The organism is Streptomyces sp. NPDC056580 (genome assembly GCF_042793175.1).
In the GTDB taxonomy this organism is placed as follows: domain Bacteria; phylum Actinomycetota; class Actinomycetes; order Streptomycetales; family Streptomycetaceae; genus Streptomyces.
Genome location: NZ_JBHTVE010000003.1, coordinates 254,077 through 272,932 on the forward strand (window position 1 = coordinate 254,077; position 18,856 = coordinate 272,932).

The 18,856-nt window shown below is 73.2% G+C and carries 16 protein-coding genes; 3 read left to right on the forward strand and 13 right to left on the reverse strand.

Annotation, left to right across the window (positions count from 1 at the left end):
- Positions 1-115 precede the first annotated feature (115 nt).
- The 4 genes from ACFQ9Z_RS07815 to ACFQ9Z_RS07830 form a co-directional block, all read right to left on the reverse strand.
- Positions 116-1,603, reverse strand: coding sequence for a glycoside hydrolase family 3 protein (locus ACFQ9Z_RS07815; RefSeq protein ID WP_383012472.1), 1,488 nt, complete (start codon positions 1,601-1,603; stop codon positions 116-118).
- Between the two features lie 8 nt (positions 1,604-1,611).
- Positions 1,612-2,442, reverse strand: coding sequence for a carbohydrate ABC transporter permease (locus ACFQ9Z_RS07820; protein WP_383012476.1), 831 nt, complete (start codon positions 2,440-2,442; stop codon positions 1,612-1,614).
- Positions 2,439-3,437 carry a carbohydrate ABC transporter permease gene (locus tag ACFQ9Z_RS07825; RefSeq protein ID WP_383012479.1) on the reverse strand — a complete coding sequence of 333 codons (999 nt, stop codon included), beginning with the start codon at positions 3,435-3,437 and terminating at the stop codon, positions 2,439-2,441. Before ACFQ9Z_RS07825 ends, ACFQ9Z_RS07820 begins: the two co-directional genes overlap by 4 nt.
- Positions 3,438-3,536: 99 nt before the next feature.
- The gene (locus ACFQ9Z_RS07830; protein ID WP_383012482.1) at positions 3,537-4,817 is read right to left on the reverse strand and encodes an extracellular solute-binding protein; all 1,281 of its coding nucleotides are present in this window, start codon (positions 4,815-4,817) and stop codon (positions 3,537-3,539) included.
- 316 nt (positions 4,818-5,133) lie between these two features.
- Between ACFQ9Z_RS07830 and ACFQ9Z_RS07835 the strand changes: the two genes are divergently transcribed.
- A complete protein-coding gene (locus ACFQ9Z_RS07835) occupies positions 5,134-5,934 on the forward strand; it encodes a GntR family transcriptional regulator (protein ID WP_383012485.1) in 801 nt (266 codons plus the stop codon).
- Positions 5,931-7,247, forward strand: coding sequence for an NB-ARC domain-containing protein (locus tag ACFQ9Z_RS07840; protein WP_383012488.1), 1,317 nt, complete (start codon positions 5,931-5,933; stop codon positions 7,245-7,247). Before ACFQ9Z_RS07835 ends, ACFQ9Z_RS07840 begins: the two co-directional genes overlap by 4 nt.
- Before the next feature lie 5 nt (positions 7,248-7,252).
- On the opposite strand, the gene ACFQ9Z_RS07845 is transcribed toward ACFQ9Z_RS07840, so the two are convergent.
- The 3 genes from ACFQ9Z_RS07845 to ACFQ9Z_RS07855 form a co-directional block, all read right to left on the reverse strand.
- A complete protein-coding gene (locus ACFQ9Z_RS07845; RefSeq protein WP_383012492.1) occupies positions 7,253-8,821 on the reverse strand; it encodes an MmgE/PrpD family protein in 1,569 nt (522 codons plus the stop codon).
- A 94-nt stretch (positions 8,822-8,915) separates the two neighbouring features.
- A complete protein-coding gene (locus ACFQ9Z_RS07850; RefSeq protein WP_383012495.1) occupies positions 8,916-9,284 on the reverse strand; it encodes a nuclear transport factor 2 family protein in 369 nt (122 codons plus the stop codon).
- A gap of 62 nt (positions 9,285-9,346) precedes the next feature.
- The gene (locus ACFQ9Z_RS07855; RefSeq protein WP_383012498.1) at positions 9,347-10,297 is read right to left on the reverse strand and encodes a diacylglycerol/lipid kinase family protein; all 951 of its coding nucleotides are present in this window, start codon (positions 10,295-10,297) and stop codon (positions 9,347-9,349) included.
- Positions 10,298-10,602: 305 nt separating this feature from the next.
- Here ACFQ9Z_RS07855 and ACFQ9Z_RS07860 point away from each other — a divergent pair, with 305 nt between their 5' ends.
- The gene (locus tag ACFQ9Z_RS07860) at positions 10,603-11,484 is read left to right on the forward strand and encodes a maleylpyruvate isomerase N-terminal domain-containing protein (protein WP_383012501.1); all 882 of its coding nucleotides are present in this window, start codon (positions 10,603-10,605) and stop codon (positions 11,482-11,484) included.
- A gap of 79 nt (positions 11,485-11,563) precedes the next feature.
- Here the strand turns inward: ACFQ9Z_RS07860 and ACFQ9Z_RS07865 are convergent, their stop codons facing one another.
- From ACFQ9Z_RS07865 to ACFQ9Z_RS07890, 6 genes are all read right to left on the reverse strand, one after another.
- Positions 11,564-13,021, reverse strand: coding sequence for an MFS transporter (locus tag ACFQ9Z_RS07865; RefSeq protein ID WP_383012504.1), 1,458 nt, complete (start codon positions 13,019-13,021; stop codon positions 11,564-11,566).
- A 72-nt stretch (positions 13,022-13,093) separates the two neighbouring features.
- Positions 13,094-14,113: a ketoacyl-ACP synthase III family protein gene (locus ACFQ9Z_RS07870; protein ID WP_383012507.1), complete on the reverse strand. Its 1,020-nt coding sequence runs from the start codon at positions 14,111-14,113 to the stop codon at positions 13,094-13,096.
- A gap of 160 nt (positions 14,114-14,273) precedes the next feature.
- Positions 14,274-15,293: a ketoacyl-ACP synthase III family protein gene (locus ACFQ9Z_RS07875; RefSeq protein ID WP_383012510.1), complete on the reverse strand. Its 1,020-nt coding sequence runs from the start codon at positions 15,291-15,293 to the stop codon at positions 14,274-14,276.
- Between the two features lie 95 nt (positions 15,294-15,388).
- Entirely contained in the window at positions 15,389-16,156 is a 768-nt protein-coding gene (locus ACFQ9Z_RS07880; protein WP_383013117.1) for a thioesterase II family protein, read from the reverse strand.
- Between the two features lie 29 nt (positions 16,157-16,185).
- Entirely contained in the window at positions 16,186-17,187 is a 1,002-nt protein-coding gene (locus ACFQ9Z_RS07885) for an LLM class flavin-dependent oxidoreductase (protein WP_383012513.1), read from the reverse strand.
- A gap of 38 nt (positions 17,188-17,225) precedes the next feature.
- On the reverse strand, positions 17,226-18,839 hold the full coding sequence (locus ACFQ9Z_RS07890; protein ID WP_383012516.1) for a fatty acid--CoA ligase: 1,614 nt from the start codon (positions 18,837-18,839) through the stop codon (positions 17,226-17,228).
- Between the last annotated feature and the right edge of the window lie 17 nt (positions 18,840-18,856).

Genomic DNA, 18,856 nt, shown 5'->3' on the forward strand with positions numbered 1-18,856 from the left:
GTCCAAGGTGCCGCTCAACTGCCGGTGAAGTGCCGCTCGTCCGGCATGGGAAAGGCCGGGACCGGGCCCCGGTGGGGCCTGGTCCCGGCCGTGTCGTCGGCGCCGGCGCGGCCGCTCAGCCCGCGACGACGGCCTCCGCCGCCGCCACGCCGCAGACGCGGGCGGCGCCGTGGGTGGCGATGTGCGCGGCGCCGCGCGGCGGGGCCTGCGGGACGCCCATCTCGACCACGACGGTGTCCGGGCGCGCGGCGAGCAGCGCGTCCACGGCGGAGCCCATCCAGCCGTGCCGGTGCTCGTCGCGGACCACGGCGACGATCCGCCGGCCGCCCGCCGCGGCGAGGGCCTCGCGGCCCGCGTCGGGCCCGGTGAACGAGCCGGCCGTGCTGCCCGGCAGCAGCCGCGTCAGCTCGGCGGCCACGCCCCACGGCGTCTCGTCGCCGACGGCGATGTTCGGCGCGGGGTCGAACCGGGCGACGTACACCGCTTGGGTGACCGGCGCGGCGCCGGAGCCGCGGGTCACGGTCAGCGCGCGGCGGGCCGCGACCAGGCCGATCTCCGGTTCGGGCACGACGGTACCGGCGTCCTTCCGGGACGCGGCCGTCCACCGGGCCAGCTCCCGCACCCGCGAGGCCGCTTCGGCCAGCCGCTCCTCCGGCAGCTCGCCGGAGCGCACCGCGGCCACCAGCGCGTCGCGCAGGCTGAGCACGGTGCCCTCGTCGCACAGGCCGCCGCCGACGCAGATGGCGTCCGCGCCCGCCGCGATGGCGAGGACCACCCCGTGCTCCAGGCCGTAGGTGCCGGAGATGGCGCGCATCTCCATGCCGTCCGTGACGATCAGGCCCTGGTAGCCGAGTTCACCGCGCAGCAGATCGGTGAGGACGCGCCGGGAGAGGGTGCCGGGGCGGTCCGGGTCGAGCGCCGGGACGAGGATGTGCGCGCTCATCACGGCCCGGCTGCCGGCCGCGATGGCGGCGCGGAACGGGGGCAGCTCCCGCGCGTACAGCGTCTCGGCGTCCACGTCGATGCGCGGCACCGCGTGGTGGGAGTCGACGTTGGTGTCGCCGTGCCCGGGGAAGTGCTTGGTGCACGCGGCGACGCCGGTGGACTGCAGGCCCTCGACCCAGGCGGCGGTGTGCCGGGCGACCAGGGCGGTGTCCGCGCCGAAGGCACGCACGCCGATGACGGGGTTGTCGGGGTTGGCGTTGACGTCGGCGGAGGGCGCCCAGTCGAAGTTGACGCCGCAGGCGGCCAGGCGCCGGCCCAGCTCGCGTGCCACGCCCCGGGTGAGGGCGGGGTCGTCGACGGCGCCGAGCGCGTGGTTGCCGGGGAAGGAGGAGCCGGTGCGCACGTCGAGGCGGGTGACGTCACCGCTCTCCTCGTCGATGGCGACCAGCAGGTCGTCCCGCTCCGCGCGCAGCTGCGCGGTCAGTGCGGTGACCTGCTCCTCGGCGACGACGTTGCGGCCGAACAGGGCCACGGAGGCGAGGCCTTCGCCGAGCCGGCGGCGCACCCAGTCCGGGGCGGTGGTGCCGTCGAACCCCGGCTGCAGCACCGCGAGCGCGTCCCGGGTGAGGGTGTCCGGCCCAGTGGCGAGTGTTGTCATCGGGGGCGTCATCCCTTCACGGCGCCGTCGGTCAGACCGCTGACAGCCTTGCGTTGCAGGAAGATGAACAGGATCAGGATGGGCAGCGCGAACAGGGACGAGGCTGCCATGGTGGCGCCCCAGTCGTCGCCGAAGGCGGTCTGGAACTGGGACAGCCACAGCGGCAGGGTCTGCTTCTCGATGTCCTTGTTGAGGATCAGGACCAGCGGGAACTCGTTCCAGGCGGTGATGAAGCCGAACAGCGAGGTGGCCATCAGACCCGGGGCGAGCAGCGGGAAGATCACCCGGACGAAGGCCTGGGTGCGGGTGCACCCGTCGACCATCGCGGACTCCTCCAGCTCCTTCGGCACCGCGGCCACGTAGCCGCGCAGGGTCAGGACGGTCAGCGGCAGCACCATGACCGCGTAGAAGACGGTGAGCGGGACCAGGCTGTCGAGCATGTCGTTGTCGCGGACCAGCATGTAGATGGCGATGACCATGACCTCCCAGGGCGCCATCTGCGCCAGCATGAAGGTCACGATGAAGCCGCGCCGGCCCTTGAACCGCATCCGGGCCAGCGCGAAGGCGGCGAACAGGGCGATGACGAGGGACAGCAGCACCGCGCTGACCGTGACGGTGACGGAGTTGAGGACCAGGGTCCAGAAGTGGTCGGCGTCCGTGGCCTTGGCGAAGTGGCCGGTCGTGACGTCGGTCGGGAACCACACCGGGTTCTCGGAGATGATGTCGCCGGTCGGCTTGAAGGCCGTCGCGAACATCCAGTAGACGGGGAACACGAAGCCGGCGAAGAGGATGACGGCGGTCGCGTTGGGCCAGATACGGCCGAAGACCGAGCGCTTCACAGCTCGTCCTCCTCTTGCTTGAGCACCATGCGCAGGTAGTACGAGGTCATGACGAGCAGCACCAGGACGGTCAGGAAGGAGATCGCCGCGCCGACCCCGAAGTGCTGGTTGCCGACGCCCTCGACGAAGGCGTAGATCGGCAGGGTCTCGGTGAGGCGGTCGGGGCCGCCCTCGTTGATCGCGAAGATCTGCGGGAACGCCTTGAACACCCAGATGACCTCGAGGAAGGTCGTGGCGTAGAGGAACGGCCTGAGAAACGGGAAGGTCACCGAGGAGAAGCTCTTCCACGCGCCGGCGCCGTCCAGGGACGCCGCCTCGTACAGCTCCCTGGGGATCGTGGTGGTGGCCGCGTACAGGTTGATCGCCACGAACGGGATCGACTGCCAGACGATCAGCAGGGTGATCACGGAGAAGGTGGAGAGCTGGGAGCCGAACCAGTTGTAGTCGGCCATGGAGTGCCAGCCGAGCTTGTCCAGCACCCAGTTGACGACACCGAAGCGCTGCGCGAACAGCCACTGGTAGACGGTGGTGGCCGCGATGACGGGCATGGCCCAGGCGAGGACCAGGCCCACCAGGAGCAGCAGCCGCATCTTCCTGCCGAGCCGGGCGAGCAGCAGCCCGGTCAGGGTGCCGACCAGCATGGTCAGGACGACGTTGACCGCGGTGAAGACCACCGAGCGGCCGACGACGTGCCAGAAGTCCGAACCGGCCAGGACCTCCTTGTAGTTGTCGCCGCCGTTCCACTCGGTGAGGTGCTGGATGAGCTGCCGCGGGTTGAGGTTCTGGAACGACAGCATGCCGTTCTTCACCAGAGGCCAGCCGAGCAGGATCAGTGTCGCCAGCAGCGCGGGCAGCAGGAGCAGATAGGGAGCGGCGGCACCGCGGCGGGCGGCGGGGGCGGAACCGCCGCCCTCACCTCTCGGCGGCGCCGGCACCCGGGCCTTGTGGACAGCGGGCTCCCCGGCCGTGTCCGTGCCTTCGGTCTGCACTGACATGAGTTGCCATCTCTTCCGTGGCCGTACGGGCCGTTGGGCTGTACGGGCTGTACGAACGACTGAGCCGGGGGCGTCCGCCGACGCCCCCGGCGCGGGTCATCAGTTCTGCTGGGCCAGGCGCTTGTTGATCTCGTCCTCGACCTGCTTGGCGGCGGCCGCCGGGGACTTACCGTTCAGCACCGCGGTCATGTAGGACTTGATCGGGTTGGGGGTGTTCTCCACGGCGGCCCACTCGGGGATCAGCGGGGTGGTGCCGCCGGCCGCGGCGCCGGGAGCGGCGGCCTCGGCGGCGCCGTTGCCCTTGAGGTTGCTCTCCAGCGACTCCTTGTTCGGGATGACGCCGTTGAGCTTGGCGAGCTGGCCCTCGTACTGGTCGGACAGCGCGATCTTCAGGAACTCCTTGGCCAGGGCCTGGTTCTTGCTGCCCTGCGCGACGGCGAGATTGGAGCCGCCGAGGAAGACGCCCTCGGGCTTGCCGGCGCTCTCGCCGGGGATGGTGAAGTAGCCGAGGTCCTTCTCGATGGCCTTGTTGGCCTGGATCGCCGTGCCGGCCTCCCAGCCCATGCCGATGAAGGCGCCGGTCTTGCCCTTGGCGAAGATCGTGGCCTGCTGCGGGGTGGCCTCGTCCTTGTCCTTGGGGGCCTTGGAGTAGGAGGCGTACTTCTTGTAGAGCTCCATGGCGGCGGAGACCTTGGGGTCGCCGAGGTTGGAGACGTACTTGTCGCCCTGCTTCTTCACCAGGTCGGCACCCTGGCCGATGGTCAGGCCGTCGAAGAAGTACCAGTTCTGGCCGGGCAGGTACAGCGGCTCGGCGTCGGTCTTCTTGCCGATGGCGTCCAGGTCCTTGAAGAACTCGTCGCGGGTCTTCGGGGTGTCCTTGATGCCGGCCTTGGCCCAGATCTTCTTGTTGTAGATGACGACGCGGTTGGCGAAGTACCAGGGAGCGGCGTACTGCTTGCCGTCGTAGACGGAGGACTGCGAGACCGACGGGGTCCAGTCCGAGCCGATCTCCTGCTTGAGGTCGCCCAGTTCGGCGAGACCGCCGGTGGCGGCGTAGGCCGGGGTCTGGGTGTTGCCGACCTCGATGACGTCCGGCGGGTTGGACTCGGAGAGGGCGGTGGTGATCTTCTGCTGGATCCCGTCCCACTTCTGGATCTCGAGCTTGAGCTTGGCGCCGGTCTTCTTCTCGAAGGCCGCCTGCACGTCCTTGGACCACTGCGGCGGCGCCGAGCCGTCCATCGTCCAGACCGTCAGGGTCTGGCCCTTGAAGCTGTCCGGTCCCGCGTTCTTGCCCGTGTCCTTGTCGTCGTCGCCGCCACACGCCGAGACGGAGACCATCATGCCCGCGATCACGATCGCGGCAGCAAGCTTGCGCTTCACGCCACCCTCCTCAGGGATGCCACTAATCCCCCCACGCCCTCGGCGGTGACCTGCGTACGACGCTGTTGCACGTAGGGCTCGGGACCTGGTCACTAATGGTGTAGACCAGTACGGTGGAGCTTGGCCTAGACCTTTTTGAGTGTCAAGGGCGGTTCGGAAAGGCGTTCCGGCCGTTACGAGAAAGTCACCGGAGCGCGTTCGTCCCCTTCCCGGCGGGCGCGACTGCTGGACTAGACCTCTCTGGTCAGTTGGACTAGACCATAGGGCAGTTGGTCGCTATAACGGGAGCCCCCACACCCACAGCCGGAAGGCAGGCATGGCCACCGACGTCAGCAGCGCCCAGCACCCCGCGGGGGCGGCCGGCCGCACCGCGCGCGTGCCGAAGTACTACCGGATCAAACAACAGGTTCTGGAGATGACGCAGGCCCTCCAGCCGGGCTCGGCGATGCCCGCGGAGCGCCTGCTCGCCGTCCGGCTCGGCACCTCGCGCACCACCGTCCGGCAGGCGCTGCAGGAACTGGTCGGCGAGGGCCGGCTCGACCGCGTCCAGGGCAAGGGCACCTTCGTCGCCCAGCCCAAGCTGTACCGCAGCCTGCGGCTCACCTCGCACACCGAGGACATGCGCGCCCAGGGCCTGGAGCCCGCCTCACAGGTGCTGGACATCGGCGAGGTGCCCGCGGACGCCCGGCTGTCCGCCCTGCTCGGCATCGGCGCCGGCGAACGCGTGCTGCGCATCGAGCGGCTGCGGCTGGCCAGCGGCGACCCGATGGCCATCGAGACGACCCACCTGTCCGTACGGCGCTTCCCCGGGCTGCGGCGCTCGCTCGCGACGTACCCCTCGCTCTACACCGCCCTCGCCGAGGTGTACGGCGTGCACCTCGCCGAGGCCGACGAGACCATCGAGACCTCGCTATCGACGCCCCGCGAGGCCCATCTCCTCGCCACCGACGTCGGCCTGCCGATGCTGCTGCTGTCCCGGCACTCACGGGACGCCGAGGGCACCCCGGTGGAGTGGGTGCGCTCGGTGTACCGGGGCTCGCGCTACAAGTTCGTCGCCGCGCTGCGCCGCCCGCCGGCCGGGCCGTCGTCCCTGGTGTCCGTCCGGGAGAACGGGTGACGTTCCCGCACTCCTCCGGGCCCGGGCCGCACCCGCCGGCGCCCGGGACCGGTCTCGCGGCGGCGCTGGTGCGGGCGCGGGAGGCCGCCTGCCTCACCCAGGACGAGCTGGCGGTGCGCTCGGGGCTGAGCGTGCGGGCCATACGGAACCTGGAGACCGGGCACACCGCCCGGCCGCGCAGGCAGTCACTGGTGCTGCTGGCCGAGGCGCTCGGGCTGGCCCCCGCCGAGGCACGGCGGCTGTTACGGCTGCCCCGGGGCGGCGGGCACCCGGCCGGTTCCGCCGCGCCGCCGGGCTCACCGGGGCCTGACGGTCCCCTCACCCCGCACGCCACCGCGGTGCCGGCCGAACTGCCGCCGGCGCCCCGGCACCGCCTGGCCGGCCGGGAGGCGCTCGCGGCCGCGCTGGCGGCCGGCCTGCCCGGCCGGGGCGGTCCCGCGGTGGTGGTCGGGCCGCCGGGCGCCGGGAAGACCGCCCTGGTGCTGCGCACCGCGCACGCGGCACGCGACCGGTTCCCGGACGGCCAGGTCTACGTCGACCTGCACCCTGTCTCCTGCCGTCCCGTCACCTGCGACCAGCTCGTCCAGCGCGTCCTGCGGTCCCTCGGCCGCGGTGCCGGCGTCCGCGGCCCCGAGGAGGCGCGGGCCCGGCTGCGGGACGCTCTCGCCGGGCGGCGGGTGCTGGTGGTGCTCGACAACGTCGTCACCGAGGCGCAGGTGCGTCCGCTGCTCGTGGACGGCGGACGCAGCGCCGTCCTGGTCGCCGCGCGCCGCGAACTGCCCGCCCTGCCGGGGCGGTCGGGCCACCGGATCGGCGTGCTCGGCCGGCCGGAGGCCCGCGAGGTACTGGAGGACCTGGCGGGCGCGGCCCGGATCAGGGGCGACCGGCCGGCCGTGCTGGACATCGTGCGGTACTGCGGCGGGCTGCCGCTCGCCCTGCACCTGGCCGGGCTGTGGCTCTCGGCCCGCCCGCACCGGTCGCCGCGCGACCTGGCCGACCGGCTGGCGGACGAGCGGGACCGGCTGGACACGCTGTGCGTCGGGGACCTCTCCCTGCGGGCCAGCGTGGCCGCGTACCACCGCCCCCTGCCGCCCCCGCTGAAGGCCGCTCTGTACGGACTTCGGCATCTGACGGGCGAGTTCGGTGTCGAGGAGATGCCGGCCCCGGTGGCGCGGTCCCGGCGGCTCGCCGTGGACCTGCTGGAGGAACTGGTGCACCGCCAGATGGTCCGGGCCGGCGGGCCGGACCGGGCCGGGCGGGTCCGCTACCGGCTGCACGAGGCCGTGCGCCTGTACGTGGCGCACGGCGGGTGAGCCGGTCAGTCCAGGAACGCCGTCTCGATCCAGCGGCGCACCGCCCGCGGGCGCATCCGGTGCAGCCCGCCGACGGTGTCGGCGACCTCGTGCGAGCCGCCGACCGACAGGAACTTCTCCCGGACGAGCGCGGCATGGTCCGTCCGGGTCTCCGGGCCGGCGGCGCCGACCGGTATCAGCCGGGTGCGGGAGACCGTGCGGCCGTCCGTGAGACGTACGGTGACCCGGGCGCCGGTGGCCTTGGTGGACCGGGAGAAGTCCCGGTCGTCGGCCTGCAACGCCCCGATCAGGTCGACCAGTTCGTCCCCGCCGAAACCGCGCAGCCAGGGCACCGCCGACTCGCCGGCCTCGCGCACCGCCTCGCCGAACGGCGCGTCGGACAGGAACAGTTCACGGGTCATCTCGGTGTCGTGCTCCAGCCGGATCCGCTTGGCGAGCGCCCAGCGGTCGGGGTCGTCCAGGGCGGGCGAGGAGAAGTCGTCCACCGAGAACTCGCCGGTGAGCAGGGTGGTGGCCACCGGGTAGGGCACGTCGAGGACCAGCGCGCCCAGCGGGGAGCCGGGACCGGTGACGTACCGGGCGGCCCGCTCCCCCGCGAACAGCGTGTACAGCGAGGCCTCGACCACCACCTCGGCCACGTCCCGGGGCCTGAGCGCGCCGAGTTCGCGGTGGATCTCGGCGGCGCAGTCCACGGCGGCGTCGATGCCGGGCCCTCCGGGGTGCATCTTGAACGAGAGGGTGTCGGTGTGCCAGCGGCGGCCCAGGCCCTTCGCCAGCGCCTGCGGCAGCGGTACGGTGGCGAACCGGGCCAGGAAGCCGTCGCTGTGCTCCATGATGTCCGGCGCCCCGCGCAGCCCGGCGTACGCCGCGTCACAGGCGTCCATCGCGGTGCGCACCGGGGTGAAGGTGTTGAACAGGCGGGCGTCGCTGGCCAGGAAGGCGCGCATCAGCGGCCAGTTGGGCATCGCGAAGGCCAGCCCGAAGGCGTTCTCGTAGAGGCTCGCGGGCGCGCGGTCGCTGTGCAGCCGCCCCGCGACGGCGCCGGCGAGATGGGTGTGCACGGCGCTCTGGCCGCGCAGCGGGCCCAGCGTGGCGGAGGCGGTGATGCGGGCCGCGCACTCGTTGGCCGCGACCACCGCGGTGAGCAGCGACAGCCCGTCGAGCCCGCGGGCGTAGGCGAAGGCGAGGGGCACCGCGACGGTGGAGTTCGACAGGTGTCCGGCGTAGGCCGTGTCGTCCAGGTTGAGCCAGGAGCCGAGCGCGGCGAACACGCCGGCGGCCTGCCGGGGGTCGCGCTGCATGGGGTGCCCGAAGGCGGCCACCAGCTTCCTGCCGAGGGGGTGCTGGAGACCGGCCCGGATGGACGCGATCTGCGACAGCACCTGGCTCGCGGCGAGCTTCAGCACCCGGCACGGTATGTGCTGCGGGCGCAAGGACGCGGCCCAGTGCGACAGCTCCCGCAAGGGGGTGTCGGCCGGTGCGCGGACGCGGCCGGCCCGGGGCAGGGTGTGTGCCTGCTCGGCCCAATCGGCGCACAGGGCCTGGGCGACGCTCTCCCCGAGGACAGCGGTCATGAGGCGGCTACCTTCCTTGCCGTGCGTGCGTCGGCGGTGTGCGCGCGAACGCGGGAGCACCGGGGGCCCCGGTGCTCCCGCGCTGGGTGCGTGCTCAGGCGGCCGGGACCTTGTCCAGGAAGCCGTAGACGCCCTGGATCTTGCCCTGGTCGTCGGTGACGAGGACGTCGAAGCCGATGGCGATCGGCTCGGCGCCCGGCTCGGTCACCAGGCCCCACTGGAAGCGGGCCTGGTTGTGGTGGGCGTCGACGGTGCCGTGCAGTTCGAAGATGAGGCCCTTGAACTGGTCACGGGCGCCGGCCACCACGGCCCCGAAGCCCTCGTGGCCCTCGACCGCGGCGAGCGGGTCGATGTACGGAGCGTCGGCGGTGAACAGCTCGGCGATGGCCGCGGCGCGCTTGTCGGCGTCCGCCTCGTTCCAGATGTCGAGGTAGCGGGAGACGGTGGTGGTCAGGTCGCTCATGCGGGCGTTCTCCTTCGTGACTTGCCTGGTTGTGTTTCCGGAAGGTGGCTCTGGTACGGGCTTCAGGGGGTGACCGGCGCCCAGACCGGCAGGGCTCCGGGGAGCACCTCGAAGGTGGCCGAGTCGCCGATGCCGTGCTGGTACTCGCCGTCGTGCTCCAGCGGCAGCCGTCCGCCGTCGGTGCGCTCCACGGTGATCCGGCGGCCGCGCGCGTACACGGTCGCCGGGTGGTCCATGTGCGCCGCCTCCAGCGTCAGTCCCGGCACGTCGGCCGCGGGGATGCCGCCGCCTATGACGCAGACGTCGAGCAGTCCGTCGTCGAGCAGCGAGTCGGGCAGCACCTGGAACCGGCCGCCCCGGTAGCGGCCGCCGCCGACGTTGGCGAGGACCGTGGGGCCCTCGTGGACCACCCGGCCGTCGACGGTGACCCGGCCCGGATAGGGCGGGTAGCCGGCGGCCGTGTCGGCGAAGGCGCGGGCGTAGCGCTCGCGTCCGGTCAGCGGCAGCTCCCGGGCGGTGATCAGCGCGTCGGCGATCACGCCGGAACAGGCGCCCAGGTAGACGTAGTTGCGGGTCTCGGCGAGGCGGGCCAGGTCCAGCCGGCGCAGGCGGGCGCTGCCGCCGATGCCGTAGTCGGTCAGGACCGCCTTCAGCGACTCGGTCCAGGGGCGTTCGCCCCACAGCATCTTGTAGCCGGAGTTCCCGGTGCCGCCGGGCACGACGGCCAGGGTCGCCCTGCCGGTCGCGGGGACGAGTCCCTGGACGACCTCGCGGACCGTGCCGTCACCGCCGATGGCGACGACCAGGTCCGGTGCGCCCTGCTTGCGCTCCAGCGCCCGGCGCACCGCGCCGGTCGCGTCGCCCGGCGCGCTGGTCAGGTGGACCTCGGCGCGCTCCAGGCAGGCCTCGCACAGCTCCGCGACCTGGCGGACCAGTTCGGGGCTGTGACTGCCGGAGGCCGGGTTTGCCACGATCAGGGCCCGGGTCGGCCCCGGGGCTGCGGTGTCTGCCATGACGAGCGTTCTCCTCACGTCGGACGCGCCGGCGGACCGGGACGGCAACGATGGGGTGTCCTCACCGCGAACGGACGCGGGCCACGGGTGCGGCCCCGGCTCGGGCGAGGAGGAGCGTGCGACAGGGACGACTCTGCCAAGTGCCGCTGACCCGCCCCTGACACGCGCCTGACGCCGTGAACCGGGTCGTCCGGAATGATCAGTAACGTGTCAGTGTGTCCGGTTCGAATGGGCCGGGTGCGCCGGCCGCGGCAGACCGCCGCGCCGCCGATCCGCGCACGTCGACTCGACCGGAGTGAGGACTCATGACCGCACAGCCGTACGTTCCGCTGCCCATGGACCGCTGCACCGCGGAGCTCCGCCGGGAGGCGGCCCGCTTCGCCGAGGCCGCCCGGGACCTCCCGCTGACGGAGCCGGTGCCGACCTGTCCCGGATGGACACTGGGCGACCTGGTGCGGCACTTACGCCAGGGCCACGAGTGGGCCACGACGATCCTGGCCACCCGGAGCACCGGGCTCGTCCTGCCGGGCGGCGACCTCGCCGACGGCGCCGGCGACGGCACGAGCTGGACCGAGCGGGTGGCCGGGCTCGGGGCGCGGGGGACGGACGCGGTGGACGGCCGGCTGCGGGACCCGGGATCGCGGGCGAGGTTCGTCACCGAGGGCGCCGACCGGCTGGCCGAGGCGATCGGCGGGATCGGCGCCGAGGTGCCGGTCTGGGCGCCGCACGGCAAGCAGAACAAGGAGTTCTGGCCGCGCTGGGCGATGTTCGAGACGGCCGTGCACCGCGCGGACGTGGACCTGCTGGCCGGCCGGCCGTTCGAGCCGGCCGCTGACGTCGCCCTGGACTGCGTGGACTTCTGCCTGATGGCGTTCGGCGTGCCCGCGGCCGGGCCGTTCCTCTCCCCGCTGTTCGCCGAGGTGCCGCGCGGCGGTGAGACGCTGAGCTTCCGGTCGGCCGCGGGCGCCGCGGGCCGGATCTCCAACTGGCTGGTCACCTGCGCCCCGGACGGCGTGCGGGTCACCCGGGACGCCCCCGCCGGCACCCCGGCCGACGCCACCGTGGTCGCCTCGCCCGCGGACCTGCTGCTCGTGGTCAAGGGCCGGCTGCGGCCCCGGAGCCCGCGCGTGACGGTGTCGGGCGACCGCGAGCTGCTGGACTTCTGGCTGAGCCACGCCGTCTCCTGACCGCGGGACACGTGAAGAGGGCGAGCACGCCGTCGCGTGCTCGCCCTCTCCCCCTACCCAGGGCCGGGGCCCGGCGCGCTCAGGACGCGGGAGCCGGCCGTGGGCGCGGGATGAGCTGGACCAGCGCGGCCACGGCGAGCGCGAGCGGCGCCAGCAGGTAGACGCTGGCCTTGAAGGCGTCGGCGTAGGCGTGCGGGCCGCCGCCCTGCCCGAGGACGTGGTAGAAGACCACGCCGACCGCGGCCACCCCCACCGCGCCGCCGACCTGGGCGGCCGTGGAGAGCACGCCCGAGGCGGCCCCGGCGTAGCGCGGGTCGGTGCCGGCGAGCGCGATGGAGGCCAGCGGGGCCATCACCATCGCCATGCCCGAGCCGCCGACCAGCAGTCCGGGCACCAGCCAGGCCACGGCGCCATCGGTTCCGATGTGGTCGACCGCCTCCCACAGCCCGCCGAGCCCCGCCAGCAGCACCAGGGCGCCGACCGCGAGGACCTGGCGGCCCAGCAGCGCGGCCACCTTGCGGGCCAGCAGCGAGGTGGCCAGGAATCCCACGCCGAGCGGCAGGAAGACCAGGCCCGACTCCAGGGCGGTCAGCCCCACCCCGGCCTGCAGGTAGAGGGCGAGGACCAGGAAGAAGGACGACATGCCGGAGTAGTACACGACACCGGCCACGACGCCGACCGTGAACGGCCGCTTGTGGAACAGCACGGGGTTGACCAGCGGACTGCCGCCGCCGTTCGCCAGGCGCCGCTGGTGAACCGCGAACAGCAGGAGCAGCACGGGCGAAGCGGCCAGGCACAGCCACGTCCACAGCGGCCAGCCCTTCTGCTGGCCCTCGGCGAGCGGCAGGACCACCGCGACCAGGCCGGCCGAGACCAGCACCATGCCGAGCGGGTCCAGACGGGCCCGGCCCTCGGCGCGGGACTCGGGGATGAGCCGCGGTCCGAGCAGCAGCGCGGCGACGCCGACCGGCACGTTGACCAGGAAGCAGGTCCGCCAGCCGAGGCCGGCGATGTCGGCGTGGATCAGCAGGCCGCCGATGAGCTGCCCGAAGACGCCCGCGAGGCCCATGGTCAGACCGAACGCGTTGAACGCCCGGACCCGGGCCTGGCCCTGGTAGGTGACACCGATGATGGCCAGCACCTGCGGGCCCATCAGCGCGGAGGCGAGGCCCTGTGCGACCCGGGCCACGACGAGCTGCCCGGCGGTCGGCGCCATGCCCGCCCACGCGGACGACAGGGTGAACAGCGCGACGCCGAGCAGGAACATCCGCCGCCGGCCGTACAGGTCGCCGAGCCGGCCGCCGGTGATGAGCCCGGCGGCGTAGGCGAGGGCGTATCCGGCGACCACGAACTCCACGGCGGAGGCGCTCGCGTGCAGGTCACGCTGGGTCTCGGGGATGGCGACGTTCACGATGAACACGTCGAGCGTGATCACGAACGTGCCGACCAGGATGAGCGGCAGCGTCGCCCAGTGCGGGCCGGCCGGCGCCCGCTCCCGGGTCTCGGCGCCGGCTGTCCGCGCTTGCTGCAGGGACATGGTTGACGGTTCCTTTCTTGTCCTGCGTGTGCCCGGCCGGGGCGGCGGACCGGAACCGGCGGACACGCGCGGCTACTGCCAGTCGGGGACGTCGAGGATCTCGACCACGGCGGCGGAGAAACTGAAACCGGCCCCCGCCGCCACCATGAGGACGAGGTCGCCCGGGCCCACGGCCCGCTGTCTGACGAGGTGTTCGAGGCCGAGGAACTGGTCGCCGGCGCCTATGTGGCCCACCCGGCGGCCCAGCTCCCAGGTGCTCTGCTTCTCGGTGAAGCCCAGCACGTCGTAGTTCTCGGGGTACTCGCCGCGGTGTATCAGCGGGGTCACCACGCGGGAGATGTCCTCGGCGGTGACGCCCGCGTCGGCCAGCGCGCCGGCCGTGGTGCTCTTCAGCCCCGCCTCGATGCGCTCCCAGGAGCCCTCCGCCTCCGCGGTGACCGCGTGCTGGCGGCCGCGTGCGCGCAGCGGCACCGGCATCTCCCGGCCCGGTATGGTGCCGAACGGCTCCAGGCCTCGGTTCCAGCGCTCCAGCGAGTTGTCGGCGCTCACGCGCGCGGAGACGACCCGGGCGAAGCCGCCGCGCCCGGACAGCAGCAGGGCGCTGCCGCCGTCGCCGAGGATGAGGTTGAGCTGGAGGTTCCAGCGGTCCACCCACGGCGGCGCGAAGTTGTCCCCGGTGGTCAGCAGCACCGCCTCGGTGAAACCGGCGGCGATCTGCCCGGCGGCCAGGGTGAGCGAGGCGAGTCCGGCGTTGCAGCGCTGCTGCAGTTCGAAGCCGGCCGCCGCGCGGCCGACGGTCTCGTTGGCGACGTACGACGCCGCAGGCCACATGTCGTGGCCCTGGTAGCCGCACGTGGAGTGCAGGACCAGGCCGACCTCGTGGCCGTCGGTGCCGGCCCGCTCGAGCGCCAGCCGCCCGGCGCGCACCGCCATCTCGGGTCCGGAGACGGCCTCGGCCACCGCGATGGACTCGTAGCCGAGGTCTCGGTGCTCCGCGTCGACGAGGCCCGCGGCGACGGCCTCGCTCAGCGGGCGGGCGTCCGGCAGCCAGGACGCGGCGGCGGCGATGTACAGCTCTGTGTTCAGCTTCATGTCGTGAATCCTTCGCTCAGGGGTGAGGGGGGTGGCATGCCCTGCCTGCCCGCGCGCGCGGACGGCGGCGGTCTCCCGTGTGCGTCGGACGGCCACTGTCCCGCAACCCGCTGACACGGCGCTGACGCGCCGGCCGGGCGGGCCGCGGGAGGGGCACCGGCTACTGCCAGTCGGGGACGTCGAGGATCTCGACCACGGCGGCGGAGAAGCTGAAGCCCTCGCCGGCTGCCACCAGCAGCACCAGGTCGCCCGGGCCCACGGCCCGCTGCGTGACGAGGTGTTCGAGGCCGAGGAACTGGTCGCCTGCGCCCATGTGGCCCACCCGGCGGCCCAGCTCCCAGGTGCTCTGCTTCTCGGCGAAACCGAGGAGCTCGTAGTTCTCCGGGGACTCGCCACGGTGGATGTGCGGTACGACGGCCCGGGCGATGTCCTCGTTGGTGACGCCGGCGTCGGCGAGGGCCCGTGTCGTGGTGTCCAGCAGACCGGCCTCGAAGCGCTCCCAGGAGCCCTCCGCCTCCGGGGTGAGGGCGTGCTGGACGCCGCGTTCGCGCAGCCGCAGCGGCAGGTCCCTGCCGGGCGTGGTGCCGAACGGCTCCAGACCCCGGTTCCAGCGCTCCAGCGAGTTGTCCGCGCCCACGCGCAGGGAGACCACCCGGGCGAAGCCGCCGCGCCCGGACAGCAGCAGCGCGCTGCCGCCGTCGGCGAAGATGAAGTTGAGCTGGAGGTTCCAGCGGTCCACCCACGGCGCCGCGAAGTTGTCCCCGGTGGTCAGCAGCACCGACTCGGTGAAACCGGCCGTGATCTGCCCGGCGGCGAGCCACACCGAGCCGAGCCCGGCGTTGCAGCGCTGCTGGACGTCGAAGCCGGCCGCCGAACGGCCCACGGTCTCGTTGGCGACGTACGACGCCGCAGGCCACATCTCGTGGCCCTGGTAGCCGCACGAGGAGTGCAGGACCAGGCCGACCTCGTGGCCGTCGGTGCCGGCCCGCTCGAGCGCCAGCCGCCCCGCGCGCACCGCCATCTCGGGGCCCGAGACGCCCTCGGCCACCGCGATCGACTCGTAGCCGAGGTGCCGGTGCTCCGCGTCGACGCGGCCTTCGGCGACGGCGTCGGCCAGCGGACGCGCGCCGGGCACCCAGGCCGCGGCCGAGGCTATGTACAGGTCGGAGGGAAGTCTCATGTGTCTCTCTCTTTCGCTTCTCGGGGCGCCGGCGCGGCTCGCTCCGAGCGCGTGCGGCGGCGGCCGGCCCGGTCGGCCGCCGCCGAGAAGGGGGATCAGGCGGGCTGGGTCGCGGCGATGCGCTGCAGCCGGTGTGCGAAGTGGGCGGTGACGGACTGGGCGTGGGTGTCGATGTAGAAGTGGCCGCCCGGGTACTCGTTGTGGCCCAGGTAGGCCGGGGTGCGCCCGGCCCAGTGGGACATGGCGTCCGGGTGCTCCTGCAGCGGGTCGGAGCGGCCGCCGTAGGAGGCGAGCGGGCACGCGACGCCGGCGCCGTCGTCGTCGTGGTCGGCGGCGACGCGCAGGTCGGCGCGGAGCGCCGGGACCACGAGGGCGAGCATCTCGGGGTTGTCGTAGATCTCCGCCGGGAAGGACCCCAGCTTCTTGATCCACTCCACCATCTCCGGCTCGGGCATCCGGCTCTGCTCCTCGGTGGGCTTGAAGAAGCCCTGCGGGGACCAGCCGGAGGTGCCGAGCATGATGGGCGAGGGGCCGCCCTCCTCCTCCATGCGGATGGTGAGCCGGAACGCCAGCTGGGCGCCGAGGCAGTGTCCGAAGAAGGCGAACGGCCGGTCGTCGAGGTCGTCGAGCACGGCCTCGTGCAGCGCCTCGAGCAGCGGCTCGAACTCCTCGTACGTCCGCTCCTCGCGGCGGTTGTGCCGGCCGGGCAGGGTCACCGCCTGCGGGGCGATGTCGGGCGGCAGCAGGCGCTCCCAGTCGCGGTAGATGATGGCCCCGCTGCCCGCGTGCGGCAGCATGAACAGCCGGATCGAGGCGTCGGGCGAGGGCTCGACGGGGTGGAACCACTGCCCCGCACGGGACATGTCCTGGCCGACGGCGGCGATGGCACTGGTCACGACTGGGTGCTCCCAACGGTGGGGCCGAGGGCGCGTACCGCGGGCAGCAGCACCTCGGCGATCTCCTTCAACTGCGGTTCGGGGTCGAGGGATCCGATCCGTACGACCAGGTGCCGGGCCCCGGCCCGGACGTACTCGCCGAGCCACTCGGCGCACTTCTCGGCGCTGCCCCAGGCGTAGGCCTGGATGGTCCGCATCTGGTCCAGGGACCGGCCGTAGTAGTGGCTGATGTAGTGCTCCAGCTCGGCCCTGGCCGCCGACTCGTCGCTGTTCACGGTGACCGTGGCGTACAGCGCGGGGGTGACGGCGCCGGCGCCGCGCCCGGCCTCCTCGGCGAGTTCGGCGATACGGCGGCGGGCGCGGCCGTAGGCGTCGACGTCGGGCAGGAACGGCAGCCAGCCGTCGTAGCGGGTGGCGGCGCGGGCGAGGACCTTGGGGGTGTCGCTGCCGGCCAGCCACAGCGGGGGGCCGCCGGCGACGGCCGGGGAGGGCAGCCGGTCGAGGTGCTCGGCCTGCCAGAACCGGCCCTGGAACTCGGCGGGTTCGCCGTCCTCGCCGGAGCGCCAGGCGGTGCGCCACAGCGCGGTGATCTCGTCCAGGCGGCCCACCCGGCCCTGGAAGGAGGCGCCGACCGAGGCGAACTCCTCCTCGGTCTCGGGCATCGGGAACCCGGAGCCGAGGCCGAGGATCAGCCGGCCGGCGGCGACATGGCTGAGGCTCGCGGCCATGTTGGCGCCGATCAGCGGGTGGCGCAGGGCGGGGGTGAGGGCGGCGGTGCCGACGGCGATGCGCTCGGTGGCCGCGGCGGCGGCCGACAGCACGACGAGCGGGTCCAGGCGGGGGCGGGCGGTGAGGGAGTCCCCGGCCCACAGCGAGTCGAAGCCGAGCGCTTCCGCCTGGCGGGCGAAGTCCAGCAACGGAGCGGCCGCGTAGGCGCCGTTGATGGCCTGTTCCCGGGTGGGGAGGAGGATGCCGATCCGCAGGGGCTCGGTGCTCATGGTCAGGTCCCTTTCGGGCACGGGGTGCCGGTTCGGTGTCATACGGTGCTCGCGAGCGGGTCCCGGGCCGGCGCGGCGAGCTGTTCCCGGACCGCGCGGCGCAGGATCTTGCCGGAGGGGTTGCGGGGCAGGGACTCGGCGAAGTGGTAGGTGCCGGGGATCTTGTAGTCGGCGATCCGCCCGCGCAGGGACAGCAGGAGTTCGCGCGGGGTGGCCTTCGTGCCGGGCCGCAGGACGACGACCGCGTGCACGCTCTCGCCCCAGCGCTCGTCGGGCAGTCCGACCACGGCGGCGTCGGCGACGGCCGGGTGCGCGGCGAGCGCCTTCTCCACCTCTGCGGGGTAGATGTTCTGCCCGGCGACGATGATCGTGTCGTTGATCCGGTCGCACAGGTGGAGGTAGCCGTCCTCGTCGAGGTAGCCGGCGTCGCCCATGTGCAGCCACTCCCCCACCAGGGTGCGGGCGGTGGCCTCGGGCAGGTTCCAGTAGCCGAGCATCCGGGAGGGGGCGCGGACGCAGATCTGCCCGATGGCGCCGGGCGGGAGGGTCTCGCCGTCCGGCCCGATCACCTTGATCTCGTTGCCCGGGCAGGGTTTGCCGACCGAGGTGAGCACGGTGCTGCCGGGGTGGTGCGCCTCGGGCGGCAGGCAGACCGCCACGCTGCCGGTCTCGGTGCTGGCGTAGATCTGCGCGAACTCGCAGCCGTAGGTCTCCAGGCACTGCTTGAGCAGCGTCTCGGACATCGGGGCCGCCCCGTAGGCGATCTTGCGCAGGGACGTGAACGCCTCGGGGCCCGCGCCGCGTTCGGCCGCCATCGCCTGCAGCATGGCGGGTGCGGCGAAGGTCGTGGTCACCCGGTGGGTGCGGATGAGCCGCACCGCTTCCTGCGGGTCGAACTGCGGCATGATCACGTTGGTGCCGCCGGCGTTGAAGGTGTGCAGGAACCAGCCGATGCCCGCGACCCCGAAGCCCGGCAGGGAGATCAGGCCGACGTCCTCGGGCAGCCAGTCGATCCAGTCGACGCCCCGCTCCCGGCTGGCGTGCGGCAGGGTGAAGAAGCTGCGGTGGGCGAGGACGGCGCCCTTGGGCAGACCGGTGGTGCCGCTGGTGTAGATCTGGATGACCGCGTCGTCCGGGCCGGTGCCCGGGGTGAGGTCGGTGTCCGGCTGGTCGGCGGCCCAGGCGGGCAGTCCGGCGCCGCGGGCGGGTTCGCCGTCGGCGTCGGTGCCGTCGACCCGGATCACCTTGCGCAGTCCGCGCAGCTGGTGGCGGACGGTGGCGACGGTGTCCCAGAACTCGTCGTCGACGAAGATCAGGGCGGCGCCGGAGTCGCGCAGGATGTGGTCCACTTCGCTGGGCGTGAGCCGCCAGTTGACCGGTACCAGGACCGCGCCCGCCTTGGCACAGGCGATCATCACCAGGTAGTAGTTCTCCGACTCGCGGCCCAGGTAGGCGATCCGGTCGCCGCGCCGGACACCGCATGCGCGCAGGGCGTGCGCGGCGCGGTTGCTCTCCCGGTGGAACTTCTCGTAGGTGGTGACGCGTCCCTCGCAGACGATCGCCGGATGGTCCGGGCGGCTGCCGGCGTGGGCGCGGGCGGAGTGGTGGAGCGTCCAGCGCTCCCTCGGTATGCCACTGGATATGTCAGTCATGGTCGTCCGTCCTTAAC